This is a genomic window from Microcystis ichthyoblabe FBCC-A1114 (assembly GCF_050500245.1).
Lineage (GTDB): Bacteria > Cyanobacteriota > Cyanobacteriia > Cyanobacteriales > Microcystaceae > Microcystis > Microcystis ichthyoblabe_A.
Genome location: NZ_CP191408.1, coordinates 3,333,197 through 3,354,514, shown reverse-complemented (window position 1 = coordinate 3,354,514; position 21,318 = coordinate 3,333,197). Strand labels below are relative to the sequence as shown.

Annotated in this window: 15 protein-coding genes, 2 tRNA genes and 1 pseudogene; 8 read left to right on the top strand and 10 right to left on the bottom strand. The window is 44.6% G+C overall.

The features are described 5' to 3' along the window. Positions 1 to 21: 21 nt before the first annotated feature. Complete coding sequence (rpe, locus tag ACQY1Y_RS16235) at positions 22 to 729, bottom strand: ribulose-phosphate 3-epimerase (protein ID WP_002736739.1); 708 nt, start codon at positions 727 to 729, stop codon at positions 22 to 24. A gap of 477 nt (positions 730 to 1,206) precedes the next feature. On the opposite strand from rpe, the gene ACQY1Y_RS16230 reads away from it, so the two are divergent. Beyond that, positions 1,207 to 1,572 (top strand): DUF1815 family protein, encoded by a 366-nt coding sequence (locus tag ACQY1Y_RS16230; protein WP_002754785.1) that lies wholly within the window; start codon positions 1,207 to 1,209, stop codon positions 1,570 to 1,572. Positions 1,573 to 1,616: 44 nt separating this feature from the next. Here the strand turns inward: ACQY1Y_RS16230 and ACQY1Y_RS16225 are convergent, their stop codons facing one another. Together ACQY1Y_RS16225 and ACQY1Y_RS16220 are read right to left on the bottom strand one after the other, a co-directional pair. After that, complete coding sequence (locus tag ACQY1Y_RS16225) at positions 1,617 to 2,582, bottom strand: glycosyltransferase family 2 protein (RefSeq protein WP_430013138.1); 966 nt, start codon at positions 2,580 to 2,582, stop codon at positions 1,617 to 1,619. Further along, positions 2,579 to 4,237: a hypothetical protein gene (locus ACQY1Y_RS16220; RefSeq protein ID WP_430013137.1), complete on the bottom strand. Its 1,659-nt coding sequence runs from the start codon at positions 4,235 to 4,237 to the stop codon at positions 2,579 to 2,581. Before ACQY1Y_RS16220 ends, ACQY1Y_RS16225 begins: the two co-directional genes overlap by 4 nt. A gap of 240 nt (positions 4,238 to 4,477) precedes the next feature. Between ACQY1Y_RS16220 and ACQY1Y_RS16215 the strand changes: the two genes are divergently transcribed. The 3 genes and pseudogenes from ACQY1Y_RS16215 to ACQY1Y_RS16205 all read left to right on the top strand — a co-directional run. Further along, positions 4,478 to 6,082, top strand: a complete 1,605-nt coding sequence (locus tag ACQY1Y_RS16215) for a glycosyltransferase 87 family protein (RefSeq protein ID WP_002774344.1) — start codon at positions 4,478 to 4,480, stop codon at positions 6,080 to 6,082. 64 nt (positions 6,083 to 6,146) lie between these two features. Continuing rightward, complete coding sequence (locus ACQY1Y_RS16210; protein WP_002774343.1) at positions 6,147 to 7,010, top strand: glycosyltransferase; 864 nt, start codon at positions 6,147 to 6,149, stop codon at positions 7,008 to 7,010. A 138-nt stretch (positions 7,011 to 7,148) separates the two neighbouring features. Next, a pseudogene (locus tag ACQY1Y_RS16205) lies at positions 7,149 to 7,364 on the top strand (IS5/IS1182 family transposase); the annotation flags it as partial. Between the two features lie 220 nt (positions 7,365 to 7,584). Here ACQY1Y_RS16205 and ACQY1Y_RS16200 read toward each other — a convergent pair. Together ACQY1Y_RS16200 and ACQY1Y_RS16195 are read right to left on the bottom strand one after the other, a co-directional pair. Further along, positions 7,585 to 8,136: a TolB family protein gene (locus ACQY1Y_RS16200; RefSeq protein ID WP_002774341.1), complete on the bottom strand. Its 552-nt coding sequence runs from the start codon at positions 8,134 to 8,136 to the stop codon at positions 7,585 to 7,587. After that, a complete protein-coding gene (locus ACQY1Y_RS16195) occupies positions 8,120 to 8,401 on the bottom strand; it encodes a helix-turn-helix domain-containing protein (protein ID WP_002737431.1) in 282 nt (93 codons plus the stop codon). Before ACQY1Y_RS16195 ends, ACQY1Y_RS16200 begins: the two co-directional genes overlap by 17 nt. Before the next feature lie 506 nt (positions 8,402 to 8,907). Here ACQY1Y_RS16195 and hisA point away from each other — a divergent pair. Continuing rightward, on the top strand, positions 8,908 to 9,669 hold the full coding sequence (gene hisA, locus ACQY1Y_RS16190) for a 1-(5-phosphoribosyl)-5-[(5-phosphoribosylamino)methylideneamino]imidazole-4-carboxamide isomerase (RefSeq protein WP_002736165.1): 762 nt from the start codon (positions 8,908 to 8,910) through the stop codon (positions 9,667 to 9,669). Here hisA and ACQY1Y_RS16185 read toward each other — a convergent pair. The 4 genes from ACQY1Y_RS16185 to ACQY1Y_RS16170 form a co-directional block, all read right to left on the bottom strand. Further along, a complete protein-coding gene (locus ACQY1Y_RS16185; RefSeq protein WP_430013136.1) occupies positions 9,666 to 11,435 on the bottom strand; it encodes an HlyD family efflux transporter periplasmic adaptor subunit in 1,770 nt (589 codons plus the stop codon). The two genes, hisA and ACQY1Y_RS16185, sit on opposite strands and share 4 nt — an antisense overlap. 124 nt (positions 11,436 to 11,559) lie before the next feature. Further along, entirely contained in the window at positions 11,560 to 14,553 is a 2,994-nt protein-coding gene (locus ACQY1Y_RS16180; RefSeq protein ID WP_430013135.1) for a peptidase domain-containing ABC transporter, read from the bottom strand. A gap of 76 nt (positions 14,554 to 14,629) precedes the next feature. Continuing rightward, a complete protein-coding gene (locus ACQY1Y_RS16175; protein WP_002752328.1) occupies positions 14,630 to 15,391 on the bottom strand; it encodes a peptidylprolyl isomerase in 762 nt (253 codons plus the stop codon). Positions 15,392 to 15,711: 320 nt separating this feature from the next. Further along, entirely contained in the window at positions 15,712 to 15,921 is a 210-nt protein-coding gene (locus ACQY1Y_RS16170; RefSeq protein ID WP_430013134.1) for a hypothetical protein, read from the bottom strand. Positions 15,922 to 16,146: 225 nt separating this feature from the next. Here ACQY1Y_RS16170 and ACQY1Y_RS16165 point away from each other — a divergent pair. The 3 genes from ACQY1Y_RS16165 to ACQY1Y_RS16155 all read left to right on the top strand — a co-directional run bounded on the left by ACQY1Y_RS16165 (position 16,147) and on the right by ACQY1Y_RS16155 (position 16,967). Then, positions 16,147 to 16,231, top strand: a tRNA-Ser gene (locus ACQY1Y_RS16165). Between the two features lie 106 nt (positions 16,232 to 16,337). After that, on the top strand, positions 16,338 to 16,853 hold the full coding sequence (locus tag ACQY1Y_RS16160) for a GNAT family N-acetyltransferase (RefSeq protein WP_002736326.1): 516 nt from the start codon (positions 16,338 to 16,340) through the stop codon (positions 16,851 to 16,853). A 40-nt stretch (positions 16,854 to 16,893) separates the two neighbouring features. After that, positions 16,894 to 16,967, top strand: a tRNA-Pro gene (locus ACQY1Y_RS16155). Between the two features lie 189 nt (positions 16,968 to 17,156). Here ACQY1Y_RS16155 and ACQY1Y_RS16150 read toward each other — a convergent pair. Then, positions 17,157 to 21,164 (bottom strand): DNA-directed RNA polymerase subunit beta', encoded by a 4,008-nt coding sequence (locus tag ACQY1Y_RS16150; protein ID WP_430014687.1) that lies wholly within the window; start codon positions 21,162 to 21,164, stop codon positions 17,157 to 17,159. Positions 21,165 to 21,318 lie beyond the last annotated feature (154 nt).

The following is a 21,318-nucleotide window of genomic DNA, read 5'->3' as shown; positions in this document are numbered from 1 at the left end:
GCTAACCCACCCCTGCGACAATTAAACGGTGGCTAATTGAGGTTGGGGACGTTTGCTGTTACGGATACCTTCGATCGCTGCTGCGTAATCAGGGGCATTAAATACCGCCGAACCTGCTACGATCGCATTAGCACCCGCTTCGAGAACTTGCCAAGTATTAGCTGGTTTTAAGCCGCCATCCACTTCAATCCAGGGATCCAAGCCTTTTTCATCGCAGATTTGACGTAATTGACGGATTTTGGGGACAACTTCCGGGATAAAACTCTGGCCACCAAAACCGGGGTTAACGCTCATAATTAGGACTAAATCGCACAAATGCAGCACATATTCGATTAAATCTAAGGGAGTGGAGGGATTTAACACCACACCCGCTTGTTTACCGAGTTCGCGAATTTGGCAAAGAGTACGATGGAGGTGGGGAGAAGCATTATGTTCAGCGTGAACAGAAATAATGTCAGCACCCGCTTTCGCAAAGTCAGCCACATATTTTTCTGGTTCCACGATCATTAAATGCACATCTAAAGGTTTTTTCGTATAGGGACGAATAGCGGAGACAATCAGGGGTCCAATGGTGATATTCGGGACAAAACGACCATCCATCACATCAACGTGAATCCAATCGGCTCCTGCCTTATCCACAGCCTCGATATCGGCTCCTAATTTACTAAAATCCGCCGATAGGATCGAGGGAGAGACAACGATCGACTTCGAGCTTCCGTTTTGGGTCATGGCTAACTATAGAATTTCGTGTTTATATTTTCGTAACAATCTTATCAGCAATCAGTGATCAGTGATCAGGAGTCAGGAGACAGGAGATTATTTTTATTTATTCTCCCCACACCCTACACCCCACACCCCACACCCCACACCCCACACCCCTCCGCATCCGGCATAGAAGCATAGGTTTATGTAATTGTCAATATAGATTTACGAACTTTTTTGTCGAAACTGGATCATAAACTTTAAAAATAGGCATGATGGGAATAGTTGGGATCGAGGGGGTGGAAAGATAGATAAACTGGTGGCTCTGTAGTTATATATACTTAGCTATCTCAGAAATTTACGCTACCCTAGATTTAGGGTTCTTTACATTTTGTTACTTACCATCCGTAAGAAAACTTAGTTCACGTACCCTATTTTCTCAGAAAAGAATCTTAAAAAAGTGTTAAGGTTTTATACTTGAGGAGTGTTATCAGGAGGAAAATTGTGTTTAAACGACTTGCAGAACAGCATCGCCAACTGGTCAAAGACTTAGTCATGGATTTACAGGCTTTAGCGATCGCCTTAGAAAATCAAGGTTATCTAGTATCTTGCTACACCTGTGGCGGTCAAATGAATAGCGCATCTTTTATGGTGGGATTGGGTGAAACCCATCTAATTCGGTTTCTCGTGTCCGATTACGGCATCACCTGGACAGAAATGCGCGATGATCGAGAGTTAATGAAACTCGAAGGCGCGGAAGCCATCAGCCAACTACAGGAATTAGCCAATCTGATTAAATATCAAATTCCGCCGGCGGAATTTATTGACAAAAAACCCTCCTCCGTGCTGCAACGGTTAGAGACGGTTTAACTGGAGATGTGACCTAGACTTGTATGTTTAGGGAGCTTTTTTCCCTAAGCTTTCAGCCAACTGTTAGCTAGATAAGCCATTCGTTTCATCTCTTTTCGTCCCCGGGAGACGGAATCGAGGATCATGCCAGAGGTCAAACCTAAAAAGGCTAAAAGCATGATCGAGGCCGATAAAATAGCGGTGGGAAAACGTGGCACTAAGCCGGTTTCGAGGTATTCAAACAGGACGGGAATCGCTAAGAGGAGGGAAATAACCGCCAAAATCAGCGAGACAAGGCTAAAAAAGAGAAAAGGACGAATTTCTTTAAAAAGTAGAATAGCGGTTCCCAATACCCGCCAGCCATCTTGAAAGGTTTTTAACTTACTTTGGGAACCCTCGGGACGTTCCCCGTAGAGGGTTGGTTCTTCAGCGAAGGGAATTTTTAATTCTAAAGCGTGGATAGTTAACTCGGTTTCAATCTCGAAACCATTGGATAAAGCGGGAAAAGATTTGACGAAACGACGAGAAAAGATGCGATAACCGGAGAGCATATCGATTAAACGCGCTCCAAACAGAAATTTAACGAATCCTGTTAAAAATAGATTACCAGCGCGATGACCCCGGCGATAAGCCTGGGAGGATTTTACCGCTTCCCGACGCGCACCGACCACCATATCCAATTGTTCCCGCAGCATTCGTTCAATTAAGCGTCGTACTGCCGCAATTTCGTAGGTATCATCACCATCGATGAGAACATAGATATCCGCTTCGATATCGGCAAACATCCGCCGGACAACATTGCCTTTTCCCGGTTGGGTTTCCTGACGCACGATCGCCCCCGCTTTCAGGGCCTCGGTCACGGTATCATCGCTAGAGCGGTTGTTATAAACATAAATTGCCGCTTCTGGCAGAAAAGTTTGGAATTGGGAGACAACTTTAGCAATCGTTAGTTCTTCGTTGTGACAGGGAATAATCGCAGCGATACGGTAGTTTTGCAAGGAAATCGGCGGAATAGCGGTCATTTCGATCATAGCTGAGGACAACGTTTAATGATGGTTAGGGGGGTGTCTTGGCGTTGGACGGCGTGAACAATGGGACAATGGGGGAAAGCTTGGAAATAATCGTATCGGGATAAACCCATGTAATAATCGGGTTCGGGAGCTTTTCCCCAAGCAAAGTCATCTCGATAGATTATCGTAAAGTTTCGTTGGTGATTCTCTACCATTTCCGCCGCAAATATCGGACCGGCAACCACAATGGTAGAGTTAGCGGCGGCATTTTGATTAAGCCATTCCATCCCCTCCTTGAGACTTAATCCCCAGTAATCGGTTTCCTGTTGACCTTGGGCCGCTTTTAAGCCTCCGTAGGCGCGATTATAGTAGGTGTATTCGTAGGGATGCAGACTGATCATGTCATAGACAATGACGCTAAAGTTGAGGATTAGCAGGGTCGTTAGAAAGATTTTTATTGACTTTCGCTTGAGTTTATGATATGTCCAAATAATGGCCGTAGATGCGATCGCTGCTAGGGCGGGAATGACAAATAAAAAGTGACGGATGCCGTCGTAGAGAGTGGATTGACGCAGGATAGCAAAGGTGGGCAGTAAAAACGCTTGCAGTAGGGTGATTATGGCGCAAGCACGCTGGCTTGGCGTTAATTTGGTCATTTTTGTCAAAATCCCCATTACACCCAATAGGACGGCGATTTGCAGGAGGACGGGGGTGGTGAGGGAAAATAGCCGGGGTAGATAGTACCAAGGCAAGGAACGACCGGGGATATTTTGACCGTCAAAGAGAACCGTATTATCCCAGATGTTATACTTCGACATGAGGGTTATCGCTTCGATAAACCAAGTAATCGGGTTTCTCCAAGCAGCAGGATAGACTATATAGGTGGTTATTGCCCAAAAAAGTATAATAACTGCGTATAGGGGCAGAAAACGCCAGACGGTTTTTGGGAGGGTTTTGATATCCCAACGGGCCACTAGATGGGCGAAGATGAGATAAAAGAGGATAAAAAAGCCACCGATGCGAATTCCGGTGATTAAACCAGCGAGAATCCCGTAGAGGCAAGAATAAACGGTTAAACGGTTAAATCCTAGTTTAATAGCCTTATTTTCGGACTGAAAATATTTATCTAGTAATAGGGAACCAGCGAAGGTTCCGAGGGTAAACATGGCTGCAAAGGGAATATCTTTGGGATTAAAGAAGGTATGACCCCAAAAAGCGGGAAATAGGGCTAAAATTAGCGCACCTAACCAAGCGGATTCGATTCCTGCTAGGATAGCGACGATTCCCACCACCGATAGATAGGCAATCAGGGAAAAAAGAAAGGTGACGACGTGCTTAACCCGGGTTATTTGCCAGATCCTCGATAGCCATTTATCCTTATCAGTGGGATTGGGAGGAAGATTGGGGGTAGCAGGGAAAAATTTTTCTTTGCTCTCGTAGATGAGCTGGGAGATGTAGTTAAAATAAAAGCCGTAATGACGGGACATTTCTGATATGGGCTTGTTTTCTCGGATATATTCGAGATTATGATTGACCATATCCACTTCGATCGGTTCGTCCCAAGTGATACCATAGTTTCCGACTACCGATAAACCAATTATCGCCAGAACTAGGATGACCGATAGAATTTTTAGATAAGCTTGCTTGACCGAGATTAACCCTTTTTCGGACTTCATGGGCGATCGAGTCAGTATGGTGGGCAACTTTATCACCTTAGTATATCAAAATTTGGTCAACTCGCCTAAGGACGTTTTTGGGAGTTAAAAGTTTCCGTTTGTATTTGTTAGCCAAACATGGTATATCAAGTAAAAAGCTATCAGCTAAAAGTCCGACTCGTCCCAGAGCTACTAATTAGTCTAATGGCACAAAAACGGGTTAGTTTTCTCGTCAAATTCACCAGAATTATTGATTAAGTTATGACATTATTAAAACGGTTCAACCTGACTCATCCCCTCCTCTGGGCAGTAGTTTATTTTATCGGACTAGGGATTTTATCAGTTATCTTAGGTCAAGATGTTAGCTGGGATTTACGCAATTATCATTTTTATAATCCCTATATGTTATTAACGGGACGTTTTAAGTATGATGTCCTCCCAGCACAGATACAAACTTTCTTTAATCCTTTGATGGATGTTCCTTTTTTTGTTGCTATCTATTACCTAAAACTACCTCCGGTGGTGGTTGGGTTTTTCTTGGGAGGATTTCACGGTTTAAATCAGTGGTTAGTTCATTTAATCACTTATCACTCCTTTGATAAGGTTTGCGAAAGATACAAGATAACTTTAAGCATAGCGGCAGCGATTACCAGTATTTTTGGCGCAGCCTATATTTCCGAATTAGGAACCAGTATCGGAGATAGTACCAGCAGTGTTTTTGTTTTGGCAGGATTATTTTTGATTATCGCTTGTCTTGGTCGTAATCAACCAGTTAAGCTTAAAACGATAATTTTCGCAGGATTGCTTTTAGGACTAGCAACGGGACTAAAATTGACCACGGCACTGTATAGTATCAGTTTAATCGTGGCGATTAGTTTTTTAACCAATACCATCAAAGAAAAGCTGCGTAATCTTCTGACTTTAATTCTCTCTATGGCTGTGGGTTTTTCCCTGACGATGGGTTATTGGATAATCCTGATGTGGACTAATTTTGCTAATCCCCTTTTTCCCTTTTTCAACAAAATTTTTCAATCTCCCTACATCGAAACAGATTTTAACCTGCAAGATACCCGGTTTTTACCGAAAGATGTTTGGCAATTTTTATTTTATCCCTTTTATTTTGTGCAGGAACAAACCCTAGTGGCTGAGGTAAAATTTAAAGAGACTCGTTTTGCCATTGCCTATCTTTTAATTGTCATTCTTCTGGGAGTGATTATTTATCAGTACACCTCTCGCCGTTCTCTAGAGCAAAAAAATAATTTAGTCCATGTACCCATTCTCGGATTTCTATTACCTTTTTATTGTAGTGCCTATCTGATCTGGTTAAAGGGTTTTTCTATCTATCGTTACTTGATAGTTTTAGAGTTAATTACACCAGTTTTAATTATCCTGATCATTGCCTATCTTTATCCTCATAAAAGGACAGTTTTTATAATCTCAATCGCTATTTTTGCCTTAATTGCCGCTACAGTCAAACCCTTAGACTGGTGGAGAATGGGATGGTCAGATAATTACTTTGGTATCGATAGTCAAGCATTAAAACCCTACGAAAATTCCACGATTGTTATGTGGGGAGATGAAGGAACGGGTTATCTAGTTCCCCATTTTCCCGCTTCGACTCGTTTTGTGCGATTGCGAGGAAATATGGGAGTTAGTGAGGGAACTTTAATGCGAAAAAATGCTGAAAAGTTTATCGCAGAAACCCCCGTGGGTAATCTCTATATTCTGATGACTGACTTTAATAGCAAATCTCCAGAGCTAGGGAAGGATTTAGCTAAAGAAAATCTAGAGATTGACTTCCAAAATTGTCAACCCTTTTCCAGTAAAATTGAAAAGTATAATCTCTGTCCTCTCCAAAAAGAGTAATTAGTACGGAAAAGCTATTCTCTAACCATTATTAATTGCCAGTGACTCCTACCTTTTATCTGTAATGATTTATCTATTGACGGTTAACTACAATTGCGGGGCATTAATTAAGCGTTTAATCGCTTCCCTCAACGATAACTTATCTGCTACTCTCATCATTATTAACAATTCCACTGAAGATAAAAATATCCAATCTTTAGCAGCGCAAAGAGTCAAGATTATTGAAGCGGGAGAAAATTTAGGATTTGGGAAAGGATGTAATCTAGGACTTGATTGGATTTATCAACAAGACAAAGAAGCTATCGTTTGGTTAGTTAATCCCGATGCTTACTTATTACCGGACTCTCTGGAGAAAGCAAGCAAATTTTTTCAGCAATATCCCGAAGTTGCCATCGCTGGTACAGAAATTTACGAACCGGATGGTAAAATCTGGTTTGGTTGGGGAAAATTTAATGCTAAAATCGGCACAATTAACGTGGTAGAGGAATCCTTAGACTATGGAAATAAACCCTATCTTATTCCTGACTGGGTGACGGGATGCAGTTTATTAATTAATTTCTCTAATTTTTCCACTTGTCCCCATTTTGATCCCGATTACTTTCTCTACTACGAAGACTTTGATTTTTCCCGAAGATACGCAAATCAAGGCTATTTAGTCGTTGTTACCAATCAGATTAAAATTATTCATGAACCATCTTCTATCACCCGACGCTATGGTTATCTAAGACTAACTCATAATATCTATGGTTATCTTCTCAGTCTCGAAAAACATACGACTTTAACTATCCTTGTTTATCGCTTGCTGCGGATGAGTTTTATGTCTTTACTGCTCCTTCCCATTAAACCCAAATTCTCCTTAGCCAAGCTGCAAGGAATTCAACTCTATTGTCAAAGAATAAACCTCTTACATAATTTTTTTATGGTATAATGCAGCGTTTTTCTTTTTTCTCGATTTTTAGATGGAAGTGGAAAAAAGAATAAAATGTGATCTTAGGTCAGGAAATCATCTATACTTTTGCTATGTTTATTAGCAAAAGTATGGATTATCAAAACTTACCAGATGAACAATTCAAAAAGACGGATGCTTTTACCATCGGGAAACTTCCGTTTAAAAGGAAAAAAAGCTCTACTAAATCAAGCAGAGATACCGGTCGTAACGGTAATGGATGTAACGGAAACTCCCAGGGAACGCCACCAAAAGAAACAGAAAGATTTTTTGGGTAGTAAAAGAGGTTATCATACTTTAAAATCCCAATTAGTAGCTGATAAAAATACTGAACAGAAATGAGAAGAGCCGCTATTTCTTTAAATGGTTTATTTCCACAACAGTCCCTGACAAAATCTACTCTTGCTGTTAATACTTCCTCATCTCACTTTTGCTCTTTGCGCCTAAAAACTTCCTTGTCCACTTTCCCTCCTTGTCCTCCTTGTCTTCTCTTCACAGGTTTGTAAAATACCTACACCTGTGAGTTCCCCGCACCCTTCTCCCTTCTCTCCCAATACTATCGGGACGGGGAAGAATTTATCGGGGGTAAAGAAGGAGAAATTTCGCCACCTCGATCGAATATTTCCAGATTCCATTGACCGAAACGATTACTTTCAAAAGCAATAAAACGACCGTTACCACTAATCGTCGGATGACGCACTTCTCCTAAGATATTTTCGGTGAGATTTTTTGCTTGCAGAGTTTGTCGATCATAAATATATATATCGGGTTTACCGGACTGTTCCGACACATAAACAATATAACGACCATCGGCACTAATATCTGGCTGATCTTGATAGGTTTTTGCTTGATTTAACCCCGGTAGGGGAACTAAACGATTAGCCACTCGATCGAATAAATAAATCGTTCGTTGACCCCTGCGATCAGAGGCAAAAACCAGATAACGACCATCGTAGTTAAAACGGGGATTATCTTCTGAGGAAGGGGTATTTAAAGTATTTCCTAAAAGCTGTTGGGGAGGGGTGACAAAACCCGCATCACTACATCCCCCCAGACTGATGATATTAACCGCAAGCAAAAGTCGAAGAAGTTTAGGAAACCTGATCATCGGTCAGCGCCGGGGAAGGAAGGATACAACAATTAATATCATCAAGACAAACTTTACCCCAATGCAATGCCCAACGCACCAATTCCACCCGATTATCGGTTTTTGTTTTCGTCAAGATATTACTAATATGATTATCAACGGTACGCTTACTAATCTCCAGCTTTTCCGAGATTTCTTGATTAGTTAAACCATTAGCCACTAAATCGAGTATTTCTAGCTCTCGATCGGATAATGAAGCGGCTGTTTGAAACTTCCCAGCAGACATGAGTATAATTCCTCTCGTATATGTACTTATCATTCTAGAAGAATTTTTTCCCCTAGGAATCGATAATCAGTAATCAGTGATCAGTAAACAGTAATCAGTGAAAAGACAGCACTGTTACTGCCATTTGATCATGCACACTTAATATAGATGGTTTGCGGCAAAAAGCTTTTCCTGGGAGTGGGGTATGGGGTTTGGGGTGTGGGGTTTTACCAGTTTTGAGGTAGTCAGTTACCTAATTTTCAGGGAAAAAGTCCAGGAATTTTCCCCCCGATCCCCGCAATGGCTGGCACTTTTTGAGGGAAAAAAAGTCTAAAAGTCTTATCCAACAAGGTTTAGCGATGTGTCTGTTTGTAACTGAAGAGCCTCAAAATCTTTGTGGACAATGCTTTGAGAGGGATTGTTCCCCTCTCAGACTCAAAACTGATAACTGATAACTGATAACTGATAACTGACAAGGCTGGTAATATATAATAAAAAACGCTCCTTAGTTAGATATTGAGAAAAACATGGAAGTTATCCCCGCTATTGATATTCTCGATGGCAAATGTGTGCGACTTTATCAGGGAGATTACCAACAATCGCAGGTTTTTAATGATAATCCCGCAATAGTGGCGCGAGAATGGGTCAATCAGGGGGCAACCAGATTACATTTAGTCGATTTGGATGGAGCCAAAGAGGGTAAATCGGTTAATTTGTCAACCATTGAAACAATTCTTAATGATATTGCCATTCCCGTACAGGTGGGGGGTGGACTGCGAGATCTAGAAACGGTGAGTAATCTCCTAAAAATCGGGGTAGAAAAGGCGATTTTGGGGACAGTAGCCGTAGAAAAGCCAGAATTGGTCAGCGAACTTTGTCAAAGCTTTCCGGGGCAAATAATTGTTGGTATTGATGCTCGCGATGGTAAAGTAGCCACCAGGGGGTGGTTAGAAACTTCCTCAGTAGATGCGATCGCACTCGGTCAAGATATGGCAAAAAGAGGAGCCAGCACGATTATCTACACTGATATTCATCGAGATGGCACCCTTTCTGGCCCGAATCTCGCCGCTTTGCGAGAATTAGCCGAATCTGTCGAAATTCCCGTCATCGCCTCCGGGGGTATTAGTTCCCTGACAGACTTACTGAGTTTATTGTCTTTGGAACCTTTGGGAGTAACGGGAGTAATCGTGGGCCGCGCTCTTTATACCGGTGCGGTTAACCTCTCGGAAGCGATTAGCGCGATCGGTTCAGGCCGTTGGCAGGATCTACCCCCGAATTTTTTCGCCTAACGGACTTGTTTGAGAGTATCCACCTGTTTATTGAACATATCGGTAAATAGTCCCAAAACCGTGCGATTTTCATTGACTTTGATGTTGACACTCACAGACATCCCCGATTGCAGCGGCAGAGTAGATTTATCTTTCAAAACTAACTCTTGACTGCTCAAGCTTACCCGGACAGGGAACCGATAAAAACGGTGATTTTCGTCGGGAGGTAAAGCATCAGAACCGATCGAGATTACTTCTCCCTTAATATCGCCGTATTCACTGTAGGAAAAGGAATCAATGCGAATATCGGTCTTTTGTCCCACGCGCACAAAACCGATGTCTTGGTTAGTCACGTCCACCTCTGCCACTAAACAACCTTTAGCAGCATCTTTGATCTGGGTGGGACAGCCATCGGGAACAATTTTTAACAATGCTTCCGCTTGACTTGGTTGGGGAACAAACCCAGGCCGCGCCTTGAGATCAAAGACCACACCATCGATGGGGGCGGTAATTTTTTGATATTTAATCGTCTGTTGTGCTTGACTAATTTGACTATCTAACTCAGCAATGCGCTTGTTGTTATCAATGATAACGCGACTGATCTGACTATCGATTTCAGCAATCCTTTTGTAATTATCCGCCATTTTATCACGCACATCTTTTTCCGTGATTACTGTGGTGTTAATCAGCCTTTCTCGCGCTTGGGAGATCAACAGGGAATAACGCTTTTCTTCCTGTTCCAAACGGGAAATTTCGGCGATGCGGGTTTGTACTTCTTGCTCTTGTTTTTCTCGATCGATTTTGCCATTAGCCTCTTGCTGCTGTAATTCATTCTGGCGATCAGTTACCGATTGTTTTTGTTTATTAATCTGATAACGGGCGATCGCTCCTTCATCCCCCAAGGGTTCAATATCTTTGAGAATATTACGCTCGATATCCAAGCCTTCTTGGCCTTGTTTCATCGAATTGGCATTACGAGTCTTAATTTCTTCTAAGACGAAGCGATCATTGATTAATTGGGAGCGGGCATCGGCCAACTGTACCCTGGTTTGGTTCAATTGTTTTGCTAATTGTTCCATTTCCAATCTAGCGGCCGCTTGTCGAGAATTGGCCTCTCGTTGGGCAACCTCTAAACGGGCTAACTCTTCCCCTTGTAGAGCAGAGCTAGAGGCACCTTCACTGACCTGTGCTTGATAAAGTTGATTTTCTGCTACCAAAGCGGCACGATTACGGGCTAAATCGGCGATTTCACTCGGTAATTTTAATTGAGCGATCGAACTTTCCACTGCTGCCGGTGTCAGATCCTGCGCCATTAAGAGACGATAGAATTGATTTTCCTTCTCAGCAGTGGCGCGAATTTTTTTCAAAGATTCTAACTGCACTTGCGAGGCACTGGAATCCATTAAAACCAGTACATCCCCTTTGTTAACTCGATCGCCATCTTTAACTTTAACGAACTGTACCACCCCATTCACCGGTGCTTGTACTTCTTGCACTTTGCCCTGGGGTTTAAGTTGTCCTTGGGCACCGACCACCTGCTCGATTTTGGCGAACACTGACCAAATTAAAGCGGCAGTGGTGACACTCATTAATGTCCAGATAATCGTCCGCGACCAAATGGGCGATTGTTTCAGAATCACCGATTGTTCCGGTGGGCTGAAAGTGGGTAAAGAAGGGGTAATACTTTTATTTTTCGTGGTAGTGGCCACGTTTTTACCCGCTTGGGTCAGTTCATCGCTTTTACCATTGCCCTTGCCGTTTTGACCGTTATTAGAATTGCTGTTCATGGGGATTCTCCTATATTTATTTTTTCAGTGAGCAGTGAACAGTAAACAGTAATCAGTGAACCGATAACCGTTTACTGATAACTGATGACTGATAACTGATAACTGATAACTGATAACTGACTAACTAGATTTGCGAATCCTGTTGTTTATAGAGAGTATAGTAAAGGCCTTTTTTGGCCATTAATTCCTCGTGGGTGCCTTCCTCCGCTACTGTCCCTTTATCCATCATGACAATAATATCGGCGGATTTGATCGAAGCTAAACGATGGGTAATAAAGAAGACCGTGTGATCCTTGAAAACTTCCTTGAGATTCAGAAACACTTGCCGTTCGGTGTTATAGTCGAGGGCGCTGGTGGCCTCATCAAGAATGAGAATTTGCGGTCTTTGCAGGACGGAACGAGCGATCGCAACCCGTTGTCGTTGTCCCCCCGATAGGGATGCCCCCCGTTCACCGACGCGGGTATTATAGCCATTGGGCAGGGTCATAATAAATTCGTGGGCTGCGGCTGCTTTTGCTGCCGAGACAATTTCCTCCACAGTCGCATCGGGGTTAGTCAGGGCGATATTTTCCTGTACCGTACCGTCAAATAATAGGGTTTCTTGGGGAACCATGCCGATTTGACGACGCAGGGAATAGAGTTCCACTTTGTTGATATCATAGCCATCGATGAGAATCCGTCCCGATTCTGGTTCGTAGAGACGGGCTAATAGTTTAGTGATGGTACTTTTCCCAGCGCCACTTTCTCCCACCAAAGCGACAAAAGTGCCAGCGGGGAATTCTAAATTGATGTTGTATAGTTGCAGGGCACCGTGGGGATTGAAGCGGAAAGCGAGGTTTTCGTAGGTGACAGTGCCTTTAATTAAGGGCATGGGGATGTTTTGGCGATCGAGTTCCGCTTCTTGGGGAGTATCGACGATATCGGCTAATCTTTCCAGGGATAAGCCGGTTTCTTGGAAGTTTTGCCAGAGTTGGGTCAAACGCAGAATCGGCGAGGTAACGTAGGAAGAGATAATCCGGAAGGCAATTAATTGACCAAGAGTGAGTTGTCCGTCTAAAACTAAGGCTGCTCCCACCCACAGCACTAATAAACCCGATAATTGGTTAAAGAAGTGACTAAAGGAACCGGCCAAAGTTGAGGTCATTACCGTTTGAAAACCTTCGGCCACATAGCGAGCATAACGTTCTTGCCACTGCCAACGGGAACGCAATTCGATATTCTGTGCTTTTACTGTTTGGATTCCCGTCATCACCTCCACCAGATAGGATTGGGTTTCGGCGTTTCGTTCCGCTTTTGCTCGCAGTTGTCGCCGCACGATTGGTGCGAAAATAGCTGTGGACAGAACTAAAATCGGTACGACTCCCAGGGCCCAAACGGTTAGAATCGGGCTATAGATCAACATAACCACGATGTAGATAACCGAGAAAATGGCATCTAACACCACCGTTAGGGCTGTACCCGTTAAAAATTGCCGAATATTCTCTAATTCATTGATTCTTGTCGAAATTTCCCCCACAGGTCGCCGTTCAAAGTATTTCAGGGGTAAGCGCAGCAGGTGATCGATAATTTCTGAACCGAGGGTCATGTCGATGCGGTTAGTGGTGTCGACAAACAGGGATGTCCTCAAAAAGGTTAAAATTCCCTCAAAAACGGCAATTACTAACAGGAAAACCCCGAGGGTATTCAGAGTTTCTGGGCTATTCTGCACGATCACTTTATCGATGATCACCTGAATCATCAAGGGATTGGCCAGGGCAAATAACTGCACGAAGAAAGAAGCAATAAAAACTTCTATTAAGACTCGTTTATGTTTCTTGACAGAAGGCCAAAACCATGATAGGCCAAAACGCTGTTGCTGGGTGTGTTTGGTGGGTTTGAGCAGAATTACTTCCCCTTTTTCGCCCCAAGATTCCAGAAATTCGCTGGTTTTGCGTTTAATTATCCCCCGTTCGGGAACAGCGATCGTGGTTTCCCGTTGATTAATTTCGTAGAGGATAACGATGCTGTCTTGCCAGCGAATTAGGGCAGGAGGGTTGATATTGGGCAAGGAAGTAGCAGGTAAAGGCACTAATTGACTATGGAGTCCCACTACCTCGGCCACAGCCCCACACAGGGGCAGGGAAAGGCTGCCAGTTCTTTGCAGTTGATCCCCTAGTATGCGTTGGATCACGTCCTTGCGAAAGGGGATATTAAAATATTTGCAGATCATCTGAAAACAGGCACTCACCGCCTCTAGTTCCGTTTTTCCCCTGAAAAAGGGATAGGATTTGCGGTTTTTCTGGAGAGTTTTGTCAAGGTCGATATCGCTGGTGATGTCGCTTATTTTTCCTTGAGGGATATCTAATACCTGGGTGGGTTTATTTCCCTTAATGACTTGGGTTTCCCAGATATCATCGGTTTTTGTTTCCGCAGCCGATTCGGCTGCAACTGTCAAGAACTTGCCCTGAGCTACGTCGAAGAATTCATCTAACTGATTGGAGAAAAGACCTAATAAACGGGTGTTAGTCGGATTATTTTGGGTAATGACTGTGCCGATAGGATAATTGTCGGTATTTTCGCTGACTAACCAGAGATAATCATCGTTAATCTGGTTGTAGGACACACAAGCTCTGTTTAAAAGAGCCTGTGCAATTTCTTTCAGGTCTCCCCCACCCCAGGCCTGTTGATTAAGATAGGAGCCTAGGGTCGCATAAACTTCAGCGATCGAGGTTTCTTTAAAGAAATATTGCTTAAATTCGGGGTAATTATTGATTAAAGACCAAAAATCCTCTTCTTTTAAGGTTAAACAGATCGTGACTTCCGAAGAAGCGATCACCGTTTCACAGGGGGTACCGCGCAGAAGACTCATCCACCCGAATAAATCCCCGGGCTGTAATTTAGCCAAAGTAACCGGCAGCGAATTGTTAACCCTAGCATCGTAACCCAAAAGTCTGGCCTCTCCCTCGTAGAGAAGAACGAGGTGAGAGGGTAAGCGATCGCACTTGAGTATGGCATTGCCCATCTCATAGCGAAAGGGTTGTAATTTCTGACCGAGGGAACGTCTAACCTCTACGGGCAGGCGATCAAAGGGCTGTACAGTCTCCAGAAAGGCGGTAAAATCTAAAGTGGTATAACTCATTAGCTAGGCGAAAATTGACTAAGTTGACAAATAATTAAGCGAAAAGACTGGGTTTACCCAGTTTTGCAAGGAAATGCTATGTAATCGATACCTGCTCGCTATTGACTGGGGTTGATTCGGGGATAGATTTCACTGTTTGCATTTGAGTCATTAACCATTGTTGGAATAAATCATTCCGTAAGCGTTGACGGGTGGGAGGGTCCAATTCACAGGATAAATATTTTTCTAACCGGACAATCACGACCCATTCTCCCACTTGCGTCGGTGGCCACAGTTGCCCCGGTTTACTTGCTTTGAGAATTTGCCCGATCTGGGGATGGGGAGTGCTCAGTTCCACGGGTCCAAGCAGTCCTCCGGTTTCCGCTTCTGATCCTTGGGAGTATTTTTTGGCCAGTTCAGCGAAGCTATTTTCTCGATCCTGTATCCGGAAAAATAGTTCTTGGGCAATGCCGATATTTTTTGTCCGAATCAGGGAATAAACCACTTTATCCAATTGACTTTTGACTTGCAAGAAGTAGGATTCTACTTTGTTATCCCAAGTCTCCTGTTTAAATTTTTCTAATTTAATGTCCCGCAGAATTAGATATTCTAGTTGCTCGGAATCCATCCCGTTTTGTTGTAACCAAGATTTCATTTGCTCATCGTTGGCAATTTGATTATTTTGATAGAAACGGGAATAGGCCGCGTTTCTTTCTTCGGGATTGCAGGTGATATTGGCGATCGCTTGTTCGATAATTACTTCCCGGATTAACTGGGGTAACATACCATATTTTGCCAAAAGAGGCAATACCTCTGACTCGCTAATTTTTTGGTCGCCGATTTCAATAATTGAACTCATAATAAATACATTTTCCTCACAGAAATGTTTAAAACTATCAACTCTAGGAGCTTCTAAATTTTATTGAGGTGATTATACGCCAAAACAGCAATTTTAAGGCACCCCTCCCTATTCTAATTTGAGTTTTCCCCTTTGAAAGCCGAAAATTACAGAAATTAAAGGAATAAGTCGGTCATCCCGGCGGGGGTAGTGAGGGGAAGTAGTCGGGCCTATCGGCCTCCGCCCAACATCCTGCTCAGAAACCCCTAATCACACTTCTAATGTACTAGAATAGACCTCTTGCAGAAGTCGGGGAAGGGGGAAAGGGGAAATTTTAATCTTTAACCCGATAGTAAACCTCTTGCATAATCAAGGTCTGCTGAAAAAGTTTTTCGTGGGGACAGGGTGTGGGGTGTGGGAAGTGGGAAGTGGGAAGTGGGGTGTGGGGTGTGGGGAGAATAAATAAAATAATCTCCTATCTCCTGACTCCTATCTCCTGACTCCTGACGACCGGCTACTGACTCCTGACGACCGGCTACTGACTCTACCAACAGATTTATTCAGCCAACGCTAAAAATCTGTAAATAGACCATTTAATTGATTATTATTCATTCTTAATTCTCCTGACTACTGACTACTGGCTACTGACTCCTAACCCTAACAACGATTTTTGATTTCTGCAAGAGGTCTAATATGCACACCTTTTCCTTTCATTTGCGGAAAATTTTTTGATTTATGCAAGGAATCTAATGATAGGATATAGGTCTAGCTGCCTTGGAGAGGTGGCAGAGTGGTCGATCGCGCTCGACTTGAAATCGAGTAACCAGCAATGGTTCGTGGGTTCAAATCCCACCCTCTCCGTACTCACCCAATCACATTTGGACTCCGGTTGCCCGATTGTTCTTAGAGAGGGGAAAATAAAATATACTAGGCTAAAAGGATAATATTGAGGCAGTAGCCCCCCGGCATGGTTTTTTGGAAGAGATTATTTAATAGCTCGGAAGTCACTGCATCACCTGACTATTCGGGAGACTTGGTAGAGGTTGCCCAGAATGACCTCGGACAGACGCGAGTATTTTTTAGTACCGATCGAGAGCTAGATCTATATGAGTTAGAAGAACTTTGTGACTCGGTAGGTTGGGCCCGTCGTCCTTTACGCAAGGTTAAAAAAGCGATCGAATGTAGTTTTTTAGTGGTGTCGATGTGGGAAGTGCGAGGTAATCGCCGTCGTTTAGTGGGTTTTGCTCGTGCCACTTCCGATCACGCTTTTAATGCTACGGTCTGGGATGTGGTTGTTCATCCTCACTATCAAAGTAAAGGCTTTGGTAAAGCATTAATGAAATTTATGATCAGGAAGTTGCGGGGTGAGGACATCAGTAATATAACTCTTTTCGCCGATCCGCAGGTGGTGGATTTCTATCGTCGTCTCGGTTTTGTTCTCGATCCCGAAGGTATCAAAGGGATGTTTTGGTATCCCGATTAATAATGCGGCTCTTAGGCTATACTAAAAAAAGAGTTTACTTCGGGATGTAGCGCAGCTTGGTAGCGCGCCTGCTTTGGGAGCAGGATGCCGCAGGTTCAAATCCTGTCATCCCGACTTGAGAGAAAATTCTTCAAATCTCAACCTTGTACCCTTTCTGGTTGACAAAAAATTCTGCCTTCTTTTATTGCCAAACTCTGGTGAGTTAGCTAAAAAATTAGGGAGTTTGTCGGGAAAAGGAGGAGGTTTTTGGGGAATAACAAGGGTTTTTCCTGCCACTCCTCCTTTTAAGATATCTACAGACGATTATTCTTCTTCGTAATCCCCCTCGAAATCGTCCTCTCCCCCTTCCTCATCGACTTCTGACCAGCTGTCGCTGATGGGTTGGCGACTAAAGCGACTGCTGCCGCGGGAAGATAGGAAAGCCATTTCATCATCCTCTAAATCGACCACATCACCCTCAGCGTAGGCGCGAGCGGTTTGATCGTCAAGAATCATATCGCTATCCTCACTACTGTCGCCGAAACCGGGACGAGGGGGGAAACCGAGGCCGCCGGGAGGAGCGTAATAACCACGATTGTTGTTGTAGTTATATTCCTCCTCCGGGGGGGTGTAATCGCTGACCCCCGCCATGTTTTCGTGGGCATTGAAGCCAGTACCCGCCGGAATCAGACGACCGATAATCACGTTTTCCTTGAGACCGCGTAACCAGTCGGACTTGCCTTCGATCGCCGCTTCCGTGAGGACGCGGGTGGTTTCTTGGAAGGAGGCGGCACTGATAAAGCTATCGGTATTCAAGGAAGCCTTGGTGATTCCCAGTAGTACAGGCGTATATTTAGCTGCCGCCCCACCGGTGATTGACATGGCTTCATTTACCGTCTCCACCTGTCGCAATTCCAACAATTCCCCGGGTAACATACTGGTATCACCACCGTCATCGATCCGCACCTTAGAAGTCATCTGACGCACGATCACTTCGATGTGTTTATCGGCAATATCGATCCCCTGGGATTGGTAAACCGACTGTACCTGATCAACGAGGAACATCTGGGTTTTTTCCAAGGCTTTTAAGGCCGCTTCGTAACTGCCCAAGCTATCCACATAATAATTAAAGAACACCTCTAAAATCTCGTGGGGATTAGCCTGACCATCGGTTAACGCCTGACCCACATCGATACGCTGATTATCGCTCACCAGGGGGTTTTGACTGCCTAAAAGCGGATATTCACTGATCGTGCCGTCATCCTCGACCACCTTAATATCGACGATCTCAGAATCTTGATACTCCACTTGACAAACTCCCGGTTTGCGTGCTAGTACACAAGCCTCCTTCGGTTTGCGTGCTTCGAGCAGTTCTTCGATTCTGGGTAAACCTTGAATGATATCCCCGGTTTTCGAGCGCTCAAACACCAACAGCACCAAATTATCGCCCCGTTGGAGCAGATCTCCCTCATCGATGTGCAGAATCGCCCCCGCCGATACTCGGTAGGGTCGGGCCTTACGCAGACGGATTTCATAGCCGGTGGTGGTTTGGTCAATGGCCAGCACTTGACCGGAATTGGGGGCTAAAACTCCAGCGCCGATCTCGGTTTCGGCGATTACCAGATCCCCAGCTTTGACGGTGGGAGCAACAGCGAGCGGGAGAATAAACTCGTCACGGTCACTGACAATTAAAAGACGGCGTACCGGTTCGCTACCCTTGCGAATCCCGCGAATTTCTCCAGCTTCCTTACACTGAATCTCAGTCCGGGCCACCACTGCCCCCGGTGGAATTTCATCGCCATCTTGGACGAGAACGCGAGTCTGAATATTACCCCCTAAAGGATCATTATCACTATCCCGACGCAGCACCAGAGATTCGAGAATAACTAACTGTAAACGCTGACAATCCCTGTCCTCAATCGGTTCTAACTCGATATCGGCCGTCAGATGGGAGACTGATTCTGGTTCTTCGCTGGAAATTTCGAGGACTAATTGGGTGCTGATCAGTTGACAACCCTCGACGGATTTAACTCTTTCCCCGTCTTTAAAGAAAATGCGCTGCACCGATCGCAGTTCGATATGTCGTCCTCCTTCTTGGTTAGCGGAACCTTGGGTGGGAGAAGTGGATTGGTCTTCTACGGCGAACTCCTGTACTGGTCGCAGCAGTAATCCCAAACCCTCGTTAGTTTCCACCCATTCCGCTTGCCGTAACTCCTCGATCGTCACTTCGGGAGTCAACTGTGTCCCGGGGTAAATTAACTGTTCTTGGGCAATTCCGGAGGATTCCGGTTCGAGATCCATAAATAACAGCCCTGGTTTGACAATAATCTCCCGGAGGATGTCATTTTTCTGGATCACTTCCACCACACCGCTACAGTTACAGAAGATGTCTTTAACCACTTCTTCCCCTGCTTCCACATACTGCCCATCTTCCACCTGTAAGAGGGAAATATCTTTATTGACTTCGTGGGTTTCTTCGGGAATCCAGAGGATCGTGCCGCCTTTGGTGATTTCATAACCCTGTTTACGGCTGCCTTTGGCGACTTCGATATCGACGTATTTAATCATGCCGCCGGTGTGGGTTTGATAGCGATCATCGATTAACTCGGCGACAATGGCATGATTCTGTACTTTTGTCCCCGGAGTGGTTTTCAGTAGGAAGCTTTGACCATCTCCCGTATGAATAATAAACTGTTCCCGACCGGCACTACTTTCTACTTTTACTTCGGCCTGATCCAAGGACACGGAAGCGGTGACGATATCGATTTCCCGGCTATTGGGGGCTAAACGCACCAAACCGCCGTTAGTGGATACCAGCTTAGTTTCTGCTAAAACATCCCCCACTTGTACTTGATCGCCGTTACTGACCACAGGTTCGGCCCCGGTTGGCAAGTTATACACTTCTCCGGAGAGAATCCATAGTAATCCCCCCCGTTGGGCGATGCGGGTGGTATTGCCTTGGCGATCGGTTTTTTCCTCTGGGACTAATTGGGAGAATAGCACCTCGCCGGCTAAGTCACTGGTTACGTCTTTTGTGGCTTTTTCTGTGGATTTTTGGACTTTATCGGAGGTTATTTCCGCTAGTAACTGTTCCTCGCTTACCGTTGCGCCATCGGTGACAAATAGCAGTGATCCCGGAGTTAAAGAGTAGGTGACAGTTTCTTTAGTTTTATCCTTGGGTGTTAATTTAATTTCCCCCGGTGCCTCCACCTGGTCCCGTTCATCTCCGTGGCGAGTTCGCACGTTACGGATACTTAACCCCGGCAGAAAACGCACGCTTCCCTCGAAGGGACTCCGCACTTGCCGGGCCACTTCTCCGGTAAATACACCCCCGGTGTGGAAGGTACGCATGGTTAACTGAGTCCCCGGTTCCCCGATCGATTGGGCGGCAATAATTCCCACTGCTTCCCCCATATCCACCGGATGACCGTGGGCCAGACTCCAACCGTAACAGGTTTGACAAACCGAGCGGGCCGCTTCACAGGTTAAGGGGCTGCGGACTTTGATTTTATCGACGAGTCGCCCTAGTTTTTCGGCGGTTTCGTCATCGATAATCTGGTTGCGGGTGGCGATCACTTCTCCATTGACCACCACATCTTCGGCCAGGGAACGACCTAATAGGCGATCGCTTAAGGGAATTAACACGCGATCGCCATCGGTCATGGCGGTTAATTCGATGTAACGATTGGTGCCACAATCGGCCTCGCGGACGATGACATCTTGGGACACATCGACGAGACGACGGGTCAGATAACCGGAATCTGCCGTCCGTAAGGCTGTATCAACTAAACCTTTGCGGGCCCCGTAGGAGGAAATAACGTATTCGGTAACGGTCAATCCTTCCCGGAAGTTAGTCTTAATCGGGAGGTCGATAATTTCCCCTTGGGGATTAGCCATTAATCCCCGCATTCCCACTAACTGACGCACTTGGCTCATATTGCCCCGCGCTCCAGAGAAAGCCATCATATAGACGGAGTTGAGGGGATCGGTAACTTGGAAGTTGCGAATTACTTCATCTTTAAGTGATTCAGATGTACTATTCCAAGTATCGATTACTTTTTGGAAGCGTTCCACTTCGGTGATTTCCCCGCGCACATAACGCTGTTCGGTTTGCCGGATTTCCTGTTCGGCACTTTCGATCATTTGTCGTTTAGCCGGCGGTACGGTTAAATCATCCACACTAATGGAAACCCCTGCTTTGGTAGCGAAACGAAAACCGAGGTTTTTCAATTCATCGGCCATTTGTGAACAGCGCGCCGAACCGTAGTTTTGATAGGCCCAAGCGATCAGTTTTTTCAGTTTTCCTTTGTCAACAGTTTGGTTATAAAACATCTCGATCCGGGTAACAAGTAAACAGCTATTAGCTATCAGCATTCAGCATTCAGCATTCAGTTAGAAAAGGGAACAGGGAATAGGGAACGGGGAATAGGGAATAGGCAAATTTTTACTTTACTGTCCTTTTTTTTGCTTTTTCCTGGAAAATTCT

What these genes read in the sequence shown, in the direction of transcription:
- ACQY1Y_RS16150 (WP_430014687.1), bottom strand. Translation starts at nt 21,164, where the DNA reads ATGTTTTATAACCAAACTGTTGACAAAGGAAAACTGAAAAAACTGATC.
- ACQY1Y_RS16200 (WP_002774341.1), bottom strand. Translation starts at nt 8,136, where the DNA reads ATGATCAGGTTTCCTAAACTTCTTCGACTTTTGCTTGCGGTTAATATC.
- ACQY1Y_RS16195 (WP_002737431.1), bottom strand. Translation starts at nt 8,401, where the DNA reads ATGTCTGCTGGGAAGTTTCAAACAGCCGCTTCATTATCCGATCGAGAG.
- ACQY1Y_RS16215 (WP_002774344.1), top strand. Translation starts at nt 4,478, where the DNA reads ATGACATTATTAAAACGGTTCAACCTGACTCATCCCCTCCTCTGGGCA.
- hisA (WP_002736165.1), top strand. Translation starts at nt 8,908, where the DNA reads ATGGAAGTTATCCCCGCTATTGATATTCTCGATGGCAAATGTGTGCGA.
- ACQY1Y_RS16225 (WP_430013138.1), bottom strand. Translation starts at nt 2,582, where the DNA reads ATGATCGAAATGACCGCTATTCCGCCGATTTCCTTGCAAAACTACCGT.
- ACQY1Y_RS16220 (WP_430013137.1), bottom strand. Translation starts at nt 4,237, where the DNA reads ATGAAGTCCGAAAAAGGGTTAATCTCGGTCAAGCAAGCTTATCTAAAA.
- ACQY1Y_RS16210 (WP_002774343.1), top strand. Translation starts at nt 6,147, where the DNA reads ATGATTTATCTATTGACGGTTAACTACAATTGCGGGGCATTAATTAAG.
- ACQY1Y_RS16160 (WP_002736326.1), top strand. Translation starts at nt 16,338, where the DNA reads ATGGTTTTTTGGAAGAGATTATTTAATAGCTCGGAAGTCACTGCATCA.
- rpe (WP_002736739.1), bottom strand. Translation starts at nt 729, where the DNA reads ATGACCCAAAACGGAAGCTCGAAGTCGATCGTTGTCTCTCCCTCGATC.
- ACQY1Y_RS16175 (WP_002752328.1), bottom strand. Translation starts at nt 15,391, where the DNA reads ATGAGTTCAATTATTGAAATCGGCGACCAAAAAATTAGCGAGTCAGAG.
- ACQY1Y_RS16185 (WP_430013136.1), bottom strand. Translation starts at nt 11,435, where the DNA reads ATGAACAGCAATTCTAATAACGGTCAAAACGGCAAGGGCAATGGTAAA.
- ACQY1Y_RS16180 (WP_430013135.1), bottom strand. Translation starts at nt 14,553, where the DNA reads ATGAGTTATACCACTTTAGATTTTACCGCCTTTCTGGAGACTGTACAG.